The sequence below is a fragment of the Enterococcus silesiacus genome, from assembly GCF_001886225.1.
Lineage (GTDB): Bacteria > Bacillota > Bacilli > Lactobacillales > Enterococcaceae > Enterococcus_L > Enterococcus_L silesiacus.
This window is the reverse complement of record NZ_JXLC01000009.1, coordinates 112,143-126,375: the sequence shown is the minus strand read 5'-3', so window position 1 is coordinate 126,375 and position 14,233 is coordinate 112,143. Positions and strand designations below refer to the sequence as shown.

15 protein-coding genes are annotated in these 14,233 nt (G+C 36.8%); 13 read left to right on the top strand and 2 right to left on the bottom strand.

The window, feature by feature from the left end; translation table 11 throughout:
• Positions 1-73 precede the first annotated feature (73 nt).
• Entirely contained in the window at positions 74-466 is a 393-nt protein-coding gene (locus RV15_RS08270) for a VOC family protein (protein ID WP_071877583.1), read from the bottom strand.
• Positions 467-692: 226 nt separating this feature from the next.
• On the opposite strand from RV15_RS08270, the gene RV15_RS08265 reads away from it, so the two are divergent.
• From RV15_RS08265 to RV15_RS08210, 12 genes are all read left to right on the top strand, one after another.
• Positions 693-1,220, top strand: a complete 528-nt coding sequence (locus tag RV15_RS08265; RefSeq protein WP_071877582.1) for a YqeG family HAD IIIA-type phosphatase — start codon at positions 693-695, stop codon at positions 1,218-1,220.
• Complete coding sequence (gene yqeH / locus RV15_RS08260) at positions 1,217-2,332, top strand: ribosome biogenesis GTPase YqeH (RefSeq protein WP_071877581.1); 1,116 nt, start codon at positions 1,217-1,219, stop codon at positions 2,330-2,332. Before RV15_RS08265 ends, yqeH begins: the two co-directional genes overlap by 4 nt.
• Before the next feature lie 31 nt (positions 2,333-2,363).
• Entirely contained in the window at positions 2,364-2,675 is a 312-nt protein-coding gene (gene yhbY / locus RV15_RS08255) for a ribosome assembly RNA-binding protein YhbY (protein ID WP_071877580.1), read from the top strand.
• An 18-nt stretch (positions 2,676-2,693) separates the two neighbouring features.
• Positions 2,694-3,338 carry a nicotinate-nucleotide adenylyltransferase gene (locus RV15_RS08250; protein ID WP_071877579.1) on the top strand — a complete coding sequence of 215 codons (645 nt, stop codon included), beginning with the start codon at positions 2,694-2,696 and terminating at the stop codon, positions 3,336-3,338.
• Positions 3,328-3,921 carry a bis(5'-nucleosyl)-tetraphosphatase (symmetrical) YqeK gene (yqeK, locus tag RV15_RS08245; RefSeq protein WP_071877578.1) on the top strand — a complete coding sequence of 198 codons (594 nt, stop codon included), beginning with the start codon at positions 3,328-3,330 and terminating at the stop codon, positions 3,919-3,921. The genes RV15_RS08250 and yqeK overlap by 11 nt, the downstream gene beginning before the upstream one ends.
• Positions 3,922-4,237: 316 nt before the next feature.
• Positions 4,238-4,576 carry a ribosome silencing factor gene (gene rsfS / locus RV15_RS08240; protein ID WP_071877577.1) on the top strand — a complete coding sequence of 113 codons (339 nt, stop codon included), beginning with the start codon at positions 4,238-4,240 and terminating at the stop codon, positions 4,574-4,576.
• A gap of 1 nt (position 4,577) precedes the next feature.
• A complete protein-coding gene (locus tag RV15_RS08235) occupies positions 4,578-5,315 on the top strand; it encodes a class I SAM-dependent DNA methyltransferase (protein ID WP_071877576.1) in 738 nt (245 codons plus the stop codon).
• A gap of 115 nt (positions 5,316-5,430) precedes the next feature.
• Positions 5,431-6,600 carry a nucleotidyltransferase gene (locus tag RV15_RS08230; RefSeq protein ID WP_071877575.1) on the top strand — a complete coding sequence of 390 codons (1,170 nt, stop codon included), beginning with the start codon at positions 5,431-5,433 and terminating at the stop codon, positions 6,598-6,600.
• Positions 6,601-6,695: 95 nt separating this feature from the next.
• A complete protein-coding gene (locus RV15_RS08225) occupies positions 6,696-7,415 on the top strand; it encodes a YebC/PmpR family DNA-binding transcriptional regulator (RefSeq protein ID WP_071877574.1) in 720 nt (239 codons plus the stop codon).
• Positions 7,416-7,848: 433 nt separating this feature from the next.
• Positions 7,849-10,053: a hypothetical protein gene (locus RV15_RS08220; RefSeq protein ID WP_071877573.1), complete on the top strand. Its 2,205-nt coding sequence runs from the start codon at positions 7,849-7,851 to the stop codon at positions 10,051-10,053.
• Positions 10,054-10,117: 64 nt separating this feature from the next.
• On the top strand, positions 10,118-10,855 hold the full coding sequence (locus RV15_RS08215) for a WxL domain-containing protein (RefSeq protein WP_071877572.1): 738 nt from the start codon (positions 10,118-10,120) through the stop codon (positions 10,853-10,855).
• Positions 10,856-10,985: 130 nt separating this feature from the next.
• Complete coding sequence (locus tag RV15_RS08210; protein ID WP_071877571.1) at positions 10,986-12,068, top strand: WxLIP family cell surface protein; 1,083 nt, start codon at positions 10,986-10,988, stop codon at positions 12,066-12,068.
• Between the two features lie 228 nt (positions 12,069-12,296).
• Here RV15_RS08210 and RV15_RS08205 read toward each other — a convergent pair whose 3' ends face one another.
• Positions 12,297-12,878, bottom strand: coding sequence for a YdcF family protein (locus tag RV15_RS08205; protein WP_071877570.1), 582 nt, complete (start codon positions 12,876-12,878; stop codon positions 12,297-12,299).
• Between the two features lie 160 nt (positions 12,879-13,038).
• Here RV15_RS08205 and RV15_RS08200 point away from each other — a divergent pair, with 160 nt between their 5' ends.
• Entirely contained in the window at positions 13,039-13,896 is an 858-nt protein-coding gene (locus RV15_RS08200; RefSeq protein WP_071877569.1) for an aminoglycoside 6-adenylyltransferase, read from the top strand.
• The last annotated feature ends 337 nt before the right edge of the window (positions 13,897-14,233 follow it).

Below are 14,233 nucleotides of genomic sequence, written 5' to 3'. Positions count from 1 at the left end.
CCAACACAATATATTATAGAACCGTAAAAAAATGGAACAAGCCAAAATGTGCTAGTTCCATTTTTTTTACTTATCAATCCGTGTAAACCTCTGAAATCGACCAAACAAAACCAAACGGATCTTTGATATTTGCTACTTTAAATTTATGTGGCACGACAGTGATAGGCATTTCCAGAGTACAGCCTGAAGCTAATGTTTTTTCAACAAGTTCTTCTACATTATTACAGATCAATTGGATACAAAGTGGCGTTCCTTTTAAGGTCAAAGGTGATTTTCCGCCATTTTCTGGTTGTTCATCGGCTAAAGCAAAGAGACTTTCTCCAAGGCTAAAACGACCTGATTTCATTTCTTTTGTAACCGATAATTCTAGTTTTTTTGCATCAAATATTGTTTCATAAAGGTTCATTGCTTCTTCCGTATCTGGGACAAACAGATTGATCGACGCTTTTTCTATTATAACGGTCATTGCATTCCCTCATTTCATTTGTTTAAAAAAGTTTATCACACAACTTAGGAAAGAGACATAATCATGTTTACTTATGTTACATGATTGTCATCGAATCTTATGAAAACTTATGATGAGCATTTATAGAATTTTTTGGTAAAATGCAGTATAATACAAATTGGAGGAGTGCTAGCTTAGTACTCCTTTCACTATGAAAAAGTTCATCGTGGAGATGAGAGGAGTTCCTATGTTTTCAAAATTTAAACCAACTTGGATGGTCGATGCGATTTATAAAATCACACCGAACCAATTAAAAAAATTAGGGATCAAAGCCGTGTTGACCGATTTGGACAATACCTTGATTGCTTGGGATAATCCAGACGGGACCGAAGAATTACTGACATGGATTCTGGAAATGAAAAATGCCGGGATTCCAGTTGTGGTCGTTTCAAATAATAAATCCAGCCGCATAAAACGCGCAGTAGAAAAATTTGATCTAGAATATGTATCTAGAGCCTTGAAACCTTCGACAAGAGGATTCCGAGAAGCAGAGAAAAAATTAAAAATGAAACCAGAAGAGTTAGTGATGGTCGGCGATCAGATCATGACTGATATTCGAGGGGCAAATGCTGCAGGAATTAGAAATATTTTAGTTCGTCCGATTGTTGACACGGATGGATGGAATACAAGAATCAATCGATTTTTTGAACGAAAAATCATGAAACATTTAGGGAAGAAACATCCAGATATGATATGGAAAGGCGGACTAGAATGAGCGAGCAAGAAGCGATTCATTGCATCGGTTGCGGTGCAATCATTCAAACAGAGCACCCAAATGAATTGGGCTATACGCCAAAGGCTGCTTTTGAGAAAGGGATGGAGACAGGGGAAGTTTATTGCCAACGCTGTTTTCGTTTAAGACATTACAATGACATTCAGGATGTTCATTTGACAGACGATGATTTTTTACGGTTATTAAATGAACTGGGTAAAGAAGACGCGTTGATCGTGAATGTTGTCGATATTTTTGATTTTAATGGTTCATTGATTCCAGGACTGCACCGTTTTATTGGGGATAATCCAGTATTGATGGTAGGAAATAAAGTCGATATTCTCCCAAAATCATTAAAGAAACCCAAAATGATCCAATGGATGAGAGAGCGTGCGCATGAAGAAGGCTTACGTCCTGTTGATGTTTTACTGACTAGTGCGAAGAAACCTCAAGAAATGGAAAACTTGCTTGAAACGATCGAAAAATATCGTGATGGTAAGGATGTTTATGTGGTTGGGGTAACAAATGTTGGAAAATCAACATTGATCAATCAAATCATTAAGCAGACTGCTGGTGTTCAAGATGTTATCACAACGTCGCAATTTCCAGGAACGACATTAGATAAAATTGAAATTCCTTTGGATGACGGACATTTCTTGATTGACACACCAGGGATCATTCATCGTCATCAAATGGCGCATTATCTAGGTAAAAAAGATTTAAAAATCATTGCACCGCAAAAAGAAATCAAACCAAAAGTATATCAGTTGAATGCTGAACAAACCTTATTTTTAGGTGGCTTAGCTCGATTTGATTTTGTTCAAGGGGAACGTAGTTCATTTATTGCCTATGTATCAAATGACTTATCAATTCACCGTACTAAATCAGCTACCGCAGATGCTTTTTATGAAAAACATGTGGGTGGATTATTACAACCGCCACGTCCAGATGAAGTCGCAGAATTTCCTGAGTTGGTTCGTTTTGAGTTTTCGATCAAAGAAAAAACAGATATCGTATTTGCTGGACTTGGCTGGATCACGGTAACAGAACCATGTGTCGTTGCTGGTTGGGCACCTAAAGGCGTGGATGTTTTAAGAAGAAAAGCATTGATTTAATTATAAGTGAGAACAGAGAGAAGGAAAATTAGTGGATTTAAGAGGAAAACAAAAGCGTTTTTTACGTAGTCAAGCGCACCATTTACAACCGATTTTTCAAATTGGTAAGGGCGGCTTGAATTCTGCGATGGTGGTACAGATCAACGAAGCATTGGAAAAACGTGAATTGATCAAAGTCACATTGCTACAAAATACCGATGAGATTGCTGAAGATGTAGCACAAGCGTTAAAAGCAGATATTCATTGTGATATCGTCCAAATCATCGGCCGTGTATTAGTTTTATTTAAACCATCATCTAACGAAAAATATCAAAAAATCTCTAAAGAAGTTAAAGCAATTTAAAACTTGGAGGTAGGAAAAATGGGGACAAATACGAATGCAGCATTAAAAGCAGAAGTAGTTGTGGAAGAAGCAGAGCTTTTTCAAAAGCGTAAACAGGTAGGAATTTTAGGCGGGAATTTTAATCCGGTTCATTTGGCTCATTTAGTGATGGCTGACCAAGTGCAACAACAGCTTGGGTTGGACAAAGTCTATTTGATGCCTACTTATTTACCGCCTCATGTAGATGAAAAAAAGACGATCGATAGTAAACACCGGTTAGCAATGTTGGAACTTGCGATTGCTGACAATCATAATTTAGCGGTTGAGCCCATTGAGTTGTTCCGTAAGGGAAAAAGTTATACCTATGACACGATGAAGGCTTTAACACAAAACAATCCAGATACAGATTACTATTTTATCATTGGCGGAGACATGGTAGAATATTTACCAAAGTGGTATAAAATCGATGAATTGTTGACATTGACTAATTTTGTAGGAATTCGTCGTCCGCATTACGGAACTGTTACACCGTATCCAATTATTTGGGTGGATGTGCCTCAAATGGATATTAGCTCAACACTGATTCGAGAAAAAATCAAAAATGGTTGTTCTACGCGCTACTTATTGCCTGATAGTGTGATACACTATATAGAAGAGAAGGAGCTGTATGTAGATGGATTTTAGCGGAAAATATACGACGTTTAAACGCGAAGAATTGATGCAGGAAGTTCAGATGCATATGAGTGAACGGCGCTTTCAACATGTTTTAGGTGTGGAAGAAATGGCTGTAGCTTTAGCGGCTAAATACGGTGTTTCTGAAGAAAAGGCAAGTATTGCAGCATTGACTCACGATTACGCCAAAGAACGTCCTGATGAAGAGTTTGAATTGATTATCAAACGAGACGGCTATGATCAGGATTTGCTGAATTATGGCAATCCAATTTGGCACGGACTTGTTGGCGCCAGTATGGTTCAAAGGGAACTAGGTATAGATGACGAAGAGATTTTAGAAGCGATTCGTCTACATACGACAGGTGCCGCTAAAATGAGCTTATTAGATAAAATCATTTATGTTGCTGATTATATCGAACCAGGCCGAAATTTTCCTGGCGTAAAAGAAGCACGGAAATTGGCTTTAGTTGATTTAGATGAAGCTGTTGCATATGAAACAAAACATACATTGCTGCATCTTATTGAACAAGAACATAAAATTTATCCCAAAACAATTGAAACATATAATTATTGGGTAGTAAGAAAAGCTGATTGAACTCGTTCAGCACTGACAGAAAAATAGAGAATACTATTCGTGACGCTATTTGTCGCTAATAGAATTCATCTTTTTTCCGAAGTGTTAGTTCAAGAAGCTGGATCAAAGAAAAGCTAAGCAAAGCGTTTAGCTCTTTAGAAATTTAGGAATCTGAATATGGAACGTTTCTTGTTCCATGTGAAGATTGTCTAATTTCCTCAAGAGCTGCTTTGAGAAGCTGGATCAAAGAAAAGCAGGCTGAGCTTGTTCAGCACTGACAGAAAAAATAAAAACTTTAATTAAATAATGGGAGGAAACCATCATAGATAGTCAACAGATTTTAGAAATCGCTGTAAAAGCAGCTGATTCAAAAAGAGCAGAGGAAATTGTCGCTTTAGATGTGCATGAAATTTCACTTTTAGCAGATTACTTTATGATTTGCCAAGCAACAAGTGAACGTCAAATCAATGCCATTGTGGAAGAAATTATTGAAAAAGAAGAAGAAGCAAACGTAGAAGTGAAACGAATTGAAGGAAAAGATGGCGGCAAGTGGGTACTGATCGATTTAGGCGATATCATTGTTCATGTATTCCAATCAGCAGAGCGCGGCTTTTATAACTTAGAGAAGCTTTGGTCGGATGCGCCAATGGTCGATCTTCACGCTTGGGTCGAGTAAGATGGCTTATGAAACATTTGCTTTTGTTTACGATGAAGTAATGGATGATAGTCTCTATGATCAGTGGCTGGAGTTTTCTAAGCGTCACTTACCAGAAGGTAAAATGGATGTTTTAGAAATGGCTTGTGGTACTGGGGCTTTAGCTGTGAATTTTGCTAAAGCTGGCTTCACTGTTACGGCCCTAGATTTGTCAGAAGAAATGTTGATGATGGCCAGTAAACGAGCAGCGGAAGAAGAGGTCTACGTTCAATTTGTCCAAGGGAATATGATGGATTTATCTGAAATGGGTCAGTACCATGCCATTACTTGTTTTTCTGATTCACTTTGTTACATGGCAAATCGTCAAGAAGTCCAACAAGTGTTTGATGATGTCTATCAGGCTTTGGAAGAAGAGGGTGTCTTTATCTTTGATGTCCATTCTATCTATCAAGTGGATAAGGTGTTTCCAGAGTATAGTTATCATTACCAAACAGAAGAATTTGCCTTTTTGTGGGATAGCTATCCTGGAGAAAAAGATCATAGTATTGAACATTTTCTAACGTTTTTTGTGAAAGAGCATGGAAATGACGAAGTGTTCATTCGACAAGATGAACTGCATCAAGAACGTACCTATACAATGGAAAACTACTTGATGATGCTGGAAAGTGCTGGTTTTATGGACGTTACAGTCTATGCTGATTTTACCGATGACGCACCAACAGAAGAAAGCAAACGCTGGTTTTTTGTTTGTAAAAAATAATCAAAGAAATGAGTGGCGCAAAATCTGGCCGCTCATTTTTATTTTGTTTCCGTACCAAAATAAACGTGGTAAGATGGAGTACAAATAGAAATGATCTAGATGAAGGAGAAAAAAGATGAAAAGCTGCGGGATTATTGTTGAATACAATCCTTTTCATAATGGGCATCAGTACCATGCAAAAATGGCACGAGAAATGAGTGGCGCAGAGGTTGTGATTGCTGTGATGAGTGGGAATTTCTTACAACGAGGCGAACCTGCGATTATAGACAAGTGGACACGAGCCAAAGAAGCCTTGAATCATGGTGTCGATTTGGTAATTGAATTACCCTTCGCTTATGCTGTACAATCTGCTGATTATTTTGCTGCAGGTGGAGTCAAATTGCTTCATGCTCTACATTGTGAAGCCTTATGTTTTGGTACGGATAATCAATCAGAGATGGATTACGAACAGTTTGGACATTTTGTGAAAAAGCATCAGATTGAAATCAATCAACAGTATCAAATAATTAAAAATAACGGTATGAGTTATCCGCAGCAAATGACAGAAGTCTTTCGCGCACTTTATCCAAATAGTGGCTTAGACTTTTCTTCACCTAATCATATATTAGGATTGAGTTATGCTAAAGAGAATGCAAATTATGAAAAGCCGATGAAGTTATATCCTTTGAAACGAGAGCAAGCGGGTTATCATGATACCAACATCTATCAAAATTTTGCCAGTGCTACTGCAATTAGGAAAGCTGTTTTCTCCGATGAATTAGCTCAAATCAAACAAGTGCTTCCAGAAGAAGTGGCAATCGATTTAGCAAATTCACCGACCGTTTCTTGGGAAGATTATTGGCCCTTGTTAAAATATAAATTAATCAGCAGTTCGATCGCAGAATTACAAGAAATTTACCAAATGAAAGAAGGAATCGAATATCGTTTGCAAGAAGCAGCTAAAGTTTCAGATTCTTTCCGAACGTTTATGGAACAAGCAAAAACAAAACGTTATACGTGGACACGTCTTCAAAGATTAGCAACGTACATTTTGACTAATGTCAAACAACAAGAAATAGCAAATTCTTGGAAGCATAGTCATTTACAAGTTCTGGGCTTCACAGAACAAGGACAACGTTTTTTGCGCGAAGAGAAAAAAAATCTAGCATTGCCTTTGATCACAAAAGTATCCAAAAATTTAAAGTCTCAGCTAGCGTTAGATATTAAGAGTAATCAAATATATCTGTTAGGTGATGAGCGGATCTTAGAACAAAGTTTTGGCCGTTTTCCGATTCGTATCTCCTAAAAGCAAAAAACACTTAACAAAAGTTCGTTTGGCAAGTATAATGGATAGGGCACTACAATCAAAATAACAATAATAATTGAAAGCGAAGTGAGAATATGGGTCGTAAGTGGGCAAATATTAAAGAGAAAAAAGCTGCCAAAGACGCAAATAACAGCCGAGTTTATGCAAAATTCGGAATTGAGATTTACGTAGCAGCGAAATCGGGTGATCCTGACCCTCAAGCAAATCAAAAATTACGGTTTGTGATCGAGCGCGCAAAAACATATAATGTTCCAAAACATATCATCGATCGTGCAATCGAAAAAGCCAAAGGTTCAGGCGATGAACAATATTCTGAATTACGTTATGAAGGATTTGGTCCAAACGGCTCAATGGTCATCGTTGATGCCTTGACAAATAATGTGAATCGTACAGCTTCAGATGTCCGTGCGGCATTTGGTAAAAATGGCGGAAATATGGGTGTCAGTGGTGCTGTAGCGTATATGTTCGATCATACAGGCGTGATTGGTTTTGCAGGTGATGATGCGGATGAAATTCTTGAATATTTGATGGAAAAAGACATTGATGTCCGTGATGTTACTGAAGAAGAAGGTCAAATCATTGTCTATACAGAGCCAGAAGATTTACATGCAGTGCAAGAAGCGCTAAAAGAAAAAGCTATTGAAGAGTTTTCAGTAGCGGAATTAGAAATGATTGCACAAAATGATGTAGAATTAACTGGAGAAGACTTAGAAAAATTTGAACAAATGATTGATGTTTTAGAAGATCTTGATGATGTTCAAAAAGTTTATCATAACGTTGATTTAGGCGAGTAATAAAGTCCAAGAATCCTTAAAACTAAGGGTTCTTTTTTTATTGCTTAAATCTGAACACAAAAATAAACCCTTCATACACACACTATATGAAGGGAAACACAATATGAAAAAACTAAGAACAATAGTATAATAGCACTTTTGTTTTAAATTCTCAAATATTTAGCATTTTAATGAAGTTTTTGAGAATTTAAAATAGAGGAGACGAGAATTCTTATGTTTAATTGATTTATGAATAGACAGTTTTTAGAATTGATCCTTCTAAAAATAGCGATCTCAAATATTTTACTTTATGATAACCACAGTATAAAATCAATGTAACGAAGTAAAACTGTTTTTTTATATAAAATAATTTTTAAATTATATTTTTATATTATTTGATGCTATTGGAAATTGAATCTACTAATACAATCACTAGTTAATAGGGGGCGTCAGAGTGAAGCGGAGATGGTTATTTCTATTTTTGGTAGGATTGATATTTAGCGTTCTACAGATCGATGTGCATCAAGCTTTTGCAGAAACTGAAATAGAGAATGTACAAGCTGAAATAGAGCAGGGACAACCAGAGATGACGAGTGATATGCAAGAACGCTTGGTTAGTGTAGGGTCAGGTGCTCTTAGTGGAACCTACTCAACTGGTGGAACAGGACAATCGATTATCACTATGACCTATACTTATACACCAACTTTAGATTTGTCATTAGGCGGTCAGCCGATGATCGTGCTTCAATTACCTGCGGAAATAGCAAATCAAATTAATGGCAGTACAGCAAAACAACAGACTTTTTTGTCGTTACTTACAGGAACAGTGACGCTTCCAGCTGTATTAGTTGGAAATAGATCCTATGATATTCATGATACCACCCATGGAATTAGTTTGGGCTACAGTAGTGCGTATAATTCAGTATATGTAACATTTCCAACTAACGTTGTGAGTCTATTAGGACTTAGCCGCTGGGCAGTTACCTTTAGTTTTGATGTAGCTATTCTGTATCAAAATGGCATCACGATTCCACCAGCAAGTAATGGTACAAACTATCCTATTAAAGGAGTATTTGGTTCATCAACAGATGGCCTAAATATTATAAATTTAGTTTTAGGAAATGTTTCACAATCAGGCGTGATTGCCTTGCCATCGATGTCGATTGGAAGCGGTGTTCCAAATGTTACAGCCCCTAGTTTAAATAGTCCACTTTTAAATTTACAAACGACTGTGAGTGGCAAGATTCAGCAAGTACAAAATAGTGGTTATACGTATACTGTCCAGTTGACTATCACCCGTTCTGATGGAACATCTGGACCAATAATTATTAATAGTATACCAGTTGATGCTTCAGGCAACTTCAATACTGTTTTAGCTTCGGCTTTACAGTATGGCGATAGCGTTTCAGCACTTATAATTGCACAATCAAAAACAACAAGTAATTATATTCAAAGTCTACCTTCTAACGTACAAGCAGTGAGCTGGCCAATCCAGCCTGTAACGTCTATTACAGCGACACCAGGCACTACCCAGCTTTCAGGAACCACAGCACAGACGATTGCAGGGACCTATCAAGTCGCACTGCAAATCAATGGAGGAACGGTGTACACAACACCGCTAAATGCAAATGGCACGTTTCAATTTTCAAATGTACCAACATTTAATGGTGGAGAAGCACTTAGTTTATCGGTCCAAGGATTAAGTAACCGAACTGGATCAATTTTAGTAACAAGTACAATTTACACTCAAACGGTTCCTTATTTAGCACCAAATATTTCAGTTGTACAAACGATCGAAAGATTAAATGCACAAGGAAATTGGGAAGTGGCACCTTCTGTTGTTACAGGTCAAACTATTCGTTATACATTAACCACAACGTTGACAAATCAGCCTGCAACATGGAGTCAGCAGATGTTAAAAGCTTATGTTCCAAATGGACTAACACAACTAAGTCCAGTAACACTGATCAGAACCTCGAATACTGGGACACAAACGCCCGTATTAGGAACGCAGCTTTTAACAGACTCTAATTTAAATATGCAGTATTGGTATTATCAAAATGCTCTTCCTGTAAATAATTTTACGCAGCCGAATACGAGTTTTAAATTGCAGTATACAGGAGTGGTCGCTCAAAATATGACTGGACAATCATTGCCTTTTTCTAGTATTGTTGGCGGATCCGACGGCGGTAACACAGCAATTACACCCCAAAATACTGCAAATTCGATCTCAGTAGGGGACGGAACGTTACGCTTTGTTCAATCACCCAATCAGATTTCGTTTAAACGTATACCTGTACCAACGAAAACAACAACCTATAGTCCAAGTATCGTGGATACCTCTTTGATCGTGGCTGACGGTCGAGTAGCTAAAAGTCAGTGGCATTTATTGGTTAAAGAAAATCAGCCGATGAAATCTACGACGACCAACAAAACAATCAATCAGGCATTTGTTTATCGGAAAAATGGTCAAGATAATGCAATAACTTCGATTGCCTCTGAAGCGTATGCTTATGCTTCTCCTGATAATAATAATGTTATCATTTCATGGAATCAGCAAAATGGCGTGTTCCTAAATCTTACTCCTAGTGTAAATATCAATGTAAATGAGTCGTACACAGCGCAATTACAATGGATTTTATCAGACGCTCCTTTATAATTTTGACTTAGCTTCTTAAAAATAAGAAGTTAAAATAAATTGAAAAAGAAAGAAGGTAGTCAAAATGAAAAAGATTCTATGCTCTGTAGCTACAGTTGCTGTATTTATTTCATTTGGTTTTCTTAGTGGAACGGTTGGAGAAGCTGTTGCTGTAGGTTCTTTAACGTCAAATGCTGATATTAGTTTTTCACAGGACACAACAATTACACCGCCAGTTAATCCAAACGACCCAACGTCTCCAGTTACGCCTAATCCAGGTGATCCCCATCAGCCAGGAACGGGTGGTCCACTAAGTTTGGATTATGTCTCTAATTTTCATTTTGGAACTAAGGTAATTCAAACGGCAGATGCGACCTACTATGCTCAATTGGATCAAGTTCAAAACTCACTATCAACATTGATCAGTGTCCCGAACTACGCTCAAGTAACCGATAAACGAGGATTGAATCTTGGCTGGAAATTAACGGTTAAGCAAAATGGTCAATTTCAAACATCGGATAGTACACCGGCTGTGTTGACAAACGCTCAGATGAGTTTGGTCGCTGCAACGCCTAATTCTACCGAATTACTCGCATTAGCACCTATAACTGTACCTGTAACAATAGATCCTACAGGGGCAGCATCTTCTCCAGTGGCGACGGCAGCACTATCTACGGGAATGGGAACTTGGACGCTTGCATTTGGATCAGGGGCTGGAGCTGCGCAAGGCGTTAAATTAACAGTGCCCAATGCAACGACAAAAGTCACTAATGACCAGTATAAAACCACACTTACTTGGACATTGAACGACAGCCCATTATAAGAGCTAAATTTTCTGATTATATGATTATAGATGACGTGATTACATGTTTAATATACTGAAAAGAACCTATTGTGTTACTAAATAGTCTTCTTTTCAGTATCATTATAGGAGCTAAAAAGGAGTAATGACGATGAAAGAGAAGCGCTCTAAATGTTTGTTTGCTATTATTTTTATTCTATTCTCAGTGACTATCGGCACAATCAGTCAAGCAAGTGAAATCGATTTTAGTGTTAAAGCAATCTTACCTGAAAATCAACGGAGTAAGGAAATTAGTTATTTTGATTTAAGAGTAGTACCTGGAAAAACGCAGACGATTAGCGTAGAGTTAACCAATGAAACAGAAGAAGAGGTTGTTGTCTATGCTTCAGCAAATTCAGCGATTACCAATGATAATGGCATCGTTGATTATTCTTATAAGGATACAAAAAAGGATTCATCAGCTGTATTTGCATTTAGCGAAATCGCAAAGATACCTAAAGAAATTATTCTACCAAAAAAATCAAATAAAATAATTGATTGTGTGATCGAGATTCCTCAAGACGCTTTTGACGGATATGTTTTAGGCGGTCTTTATTTTGAACAGAAAGAAAACGAAGAAGAAAAGAGCCAAGGAGCATTGGCAGTGGGTAACCGCTTTTCATATGTTGTGGGGGTTTTATTAAGCGAGACAGATAAAGAAGTTAAACCAGAACTAGCTTTGAACAAGGTTAAGACTACCCAAATAAACGGTAATAATGCGGTTATTATGAACATTCAAAATAAAAAAACAGCAATGATCAAAACATTGCAGATGGATGCAAAGCTTTACTACGAAGATGAAGCAAAACCGCGTTATGAGAATCATCAAGAGTCATTGACCATGGCACCTAATACCAATTTTAATTATAAAATCGATTTAAAAGATCAGCCTTTTGTTGCAGGTGATTACACCGTGAAAATCAAAGCCAATGATGGCTATAAAGATTGGACTTGGGAAAAAACATTCAAGATAAAGGAGAAAGAGGCCAAAAAATTTAATGCAACGGCAATCAATCTTCCACCAGAACAGAAAAATCAATTTCCATGGACTCTTATTATTGGTATAAGTGCCGGTATTTTAGCTGTAATTTTAGGAATTATTTATTATTTCAATCAAAAAATGAAAAAAGAACAGAAAATCCAACAAGAAAAGTATGAGGAGTTACAAAAAAGCATGGATAAACCCAAAGAATAGTTGGCTTATCCATATTGAATTATTTCGTTCGGTTAGTAAAAAAATTGATGATTTTTAATAGAGCTAAATAAAAAATTAATAAAATAAAAGAATTTACATCATATTTCCTTCACAATTATCGACTATTATATAACTATACCAACAACAACCCTAACAAAACACTTTTTCATTTTTAACTCCTTTCCCGCCCTTCCCCAAAGGGCGGGTCTTTTTTTTTGAAGAGATTGCTCAATGATCGAAAAGTAAACCATAGCCTAAAGCGCATATTTCTCTAACATAAGTTTTAAATACAGCGGAAGATTTAGAGACAGAAGGTAACCCGCTGACCTCAGAAATTCCTAAACGTTTTGCTAATAATTTTGAGCGATACATATGAAAATCACTTGTAACAAGTACTGTATTTCCTAATTTTTGTTTCTTTTGAGCATTTAGAATATTTTCTTTTGTACGGGTAGAGGTATCTTCGATCAGAATCCGTTTTTGTGAAATACCGTGTACCCTGAGATATTCAGCCATTACATTCGCTTCGCTATCTGGTTCATCTTCACCTTGACCACCGCAAACGATGACTGTTGTTTTTGAATATTTTTTCAAATAAGGAATAGCTGCATCCAAACGTTCTTTTAAAACAGTACTGGGATAGGCATGATCCTTTGAAGTCCCTCTGACTTGAGCCCCTAGAATCAGGACTGTATCTGGCGTTGCAGTTGGCTGTTCTTTGGTTCCGCTTAAAATCAAAAAAAGAACGAGTGCCGCATACACAAAACCTAATCCTATAATGATAAACATGATTCGTTTCACCCATTTCATAACACCACAACCTTTCTTATCTAGTGTAGTAGATAATCAAAATGGATGGTGCTAATATTTCCTTTTTTAAAGTTTTTTTAACGATTTTTAAACAAAGTATAACATAGTTCAGCAATTTGCCTTATACTCTATGTATAAGAGGAAGAAGTGGAGACTAGATATGAGAAGTGAGCAAGAGATGTTTCGTTTGATTTTAGATTCAGCAGCCAATGATCCTAGAATTCTGGCTGTTGGCATGAATGGTTCGCGGACAAATAAAAATGTCCCTAAGGATTTATTTCAGGATTATGATATTGTCTATATTGTGGAAGCAATTGAATCTTTTCTCTGTGATCAATCGTGGATCGATAGGTTTGGGGCGCGTTTAATTATGCAAACACCGGAAGCTATGGAGTTGTTTCCACCAACTAACAATGGGCGTTTTACTTATTTAATGTTATTTGAGGACGGCAATCGAATCGACCTGACCCTTTGTCCTAAAGAACAGGCAAATCATTGGCATGAGGGAGATCGTTTAGCCAAGATTTTATTGGATAAAGAACAATTATTACCAAGTCAAGCAGAAGCGACCGATCAAGAGTTTTGGGTCAAACGGCCTAGCCAAGTAGAGTTTTCAGACTGCTGTAATGAATTTTGGTGGGTCAGTACCTATGTGGTAAAAGGCTTATGGCGTAATGAATTGTTTTATGCAGCAGATCATCTGAATGAAAATTGCCAAAAAGAACTTTTACGGTTACTATCCTGGCGAGCGGGTGCTGATCATGGGTATGATTTTAGCGTTGGAAAGAACTATAAATATTTGCCTAATTATTTGACGAAAGAAGAATACGAAGCGCTCTTAAAAACAATGGACGTTTCTAGTATTGGCAAGGGGTGGTCTGCACTATTTTCTTTACAAAAGCAGTTTGATGATTATGCTAAGCAGTTTTCAGAAAAAAATAATTTAGTGTATGACCAAAAAACAGCTGAGAAAGTTATAAAATATTCGACAGCATTTCGTTTTAAATCCCCAAATTAAATGTATTTCTATTTCTTTTTTTAGCAGCAAGTGAAAAGTAGGTTGTGCAATAGCTTTTATTGTAAATAAATAAGAATTTAATAAAATATATTGCTAAATGGGCTTTTTTCCTCTTACACATGTATGATAGAATAGTAAGTGCACTATATTAAATTTTGATGACGCTCGTTACCTGTTTACTAGGAAAAATATAATTCTAGCATTTATACATACAAAACATGAATTTTTTCTCATATGTAAGCAAATTAATTGAAGAATGAAGAGAATTTGACTACACTAACGTTAAAATGTCAATTCTAATAGGAATTGATGAATAAAGTCAAAGCAATTGTAGGAA

What these genes read in the sequence shown, in the direction of transcription:
- RV15_RS08270 (WP_071877583.1), bottom strand. Translation starts at nt 466, where the DNA reads ATGACCGTTATAATAGAAAAAGCGTCGATCAATCTGTTTGTCCCAGAT.
- RV15_RS08230 (WP_071877575.1), top strand. Translation starts at nt 5,431, where the DNA reads ATGAAAAGCTGCGGGATTATTGTTGAATACAATCCTTTTCATAATGGG.
- RV15_RS08250 (WP_071877579.1), top strand. Translation starts at nt 2,694, where the DNA reads ATGGGGACAAATACGAATGCAGCATTAAAAGCAGAAGTAGTTGTGGAA.
- RV15_RS08225 (WP_071877574.1), top strand. Translation starts at nt 6,696, where the DNA reads ATGGGTCGTAAGTGGGCAAATATTAAAGAGAAAAAAGCTGCCAAAGAC.
- yqeK (WP_071877578.1), top strand. Translation starts at nt 3,328, where the DNA reads ATGGATTTTAGCGGAAAATATACGACGTTTAAACGCGAAGAATTGATG.
- RV15_RS08215 (WP_071877572.1), top strand. Translation starts at nt 10,118, where the DNA reads ATGAAAAAGATTCTATGCTCTGTAGCTACAGTTGCTGTATTTATTTCA.
- RV15_RS08265 (WP_071877582.1), top strand. Translation starts at nt 693, where the DNA reads ATGTTTTCAAAATTTAAACCAACTTGGATGGTCGATGCGATTTATAAA.
- RV15_RS08235 (WP_071877576.1), top strand. Translation starts at nt 4,578, where the DNA reads ATGGCTTATGAAACATTTGCTTTTGTTTACGATGAAGTAATGGATGAT.
- yqeH (WP_071877581.1), top strand. Translation starts at nt 1,217, where the DNA reads ATGAGCGAGCAAGAAGCGATTCATTGCATCGGTTGCGGTGCAATCATT.
- RV15_RS08205 (WP_071877570.1), bottom strand. Translation starts at nt 12,878, where the DNA reads ATGAAATGGGTGAAACGAATCATGTTTATCATTATAGGATTAGGTTTT.
- RV15_RS08200 (WP_071877569.1), top strand. Translation starts at nt 13,039, where the DNA reads ATGAGAAGTGAGCAAGAGATGTTTCGTTTGATTTTAGATTCAGCAGCC.
- RV15_RS08210 (WP_071877571.1), top strand. Translation starts at nt 10,986, where the DNA reads ATGAAAGAGAAGCGCTCTAAATGTTTGTTTGCTATTATTTTTATTCTA.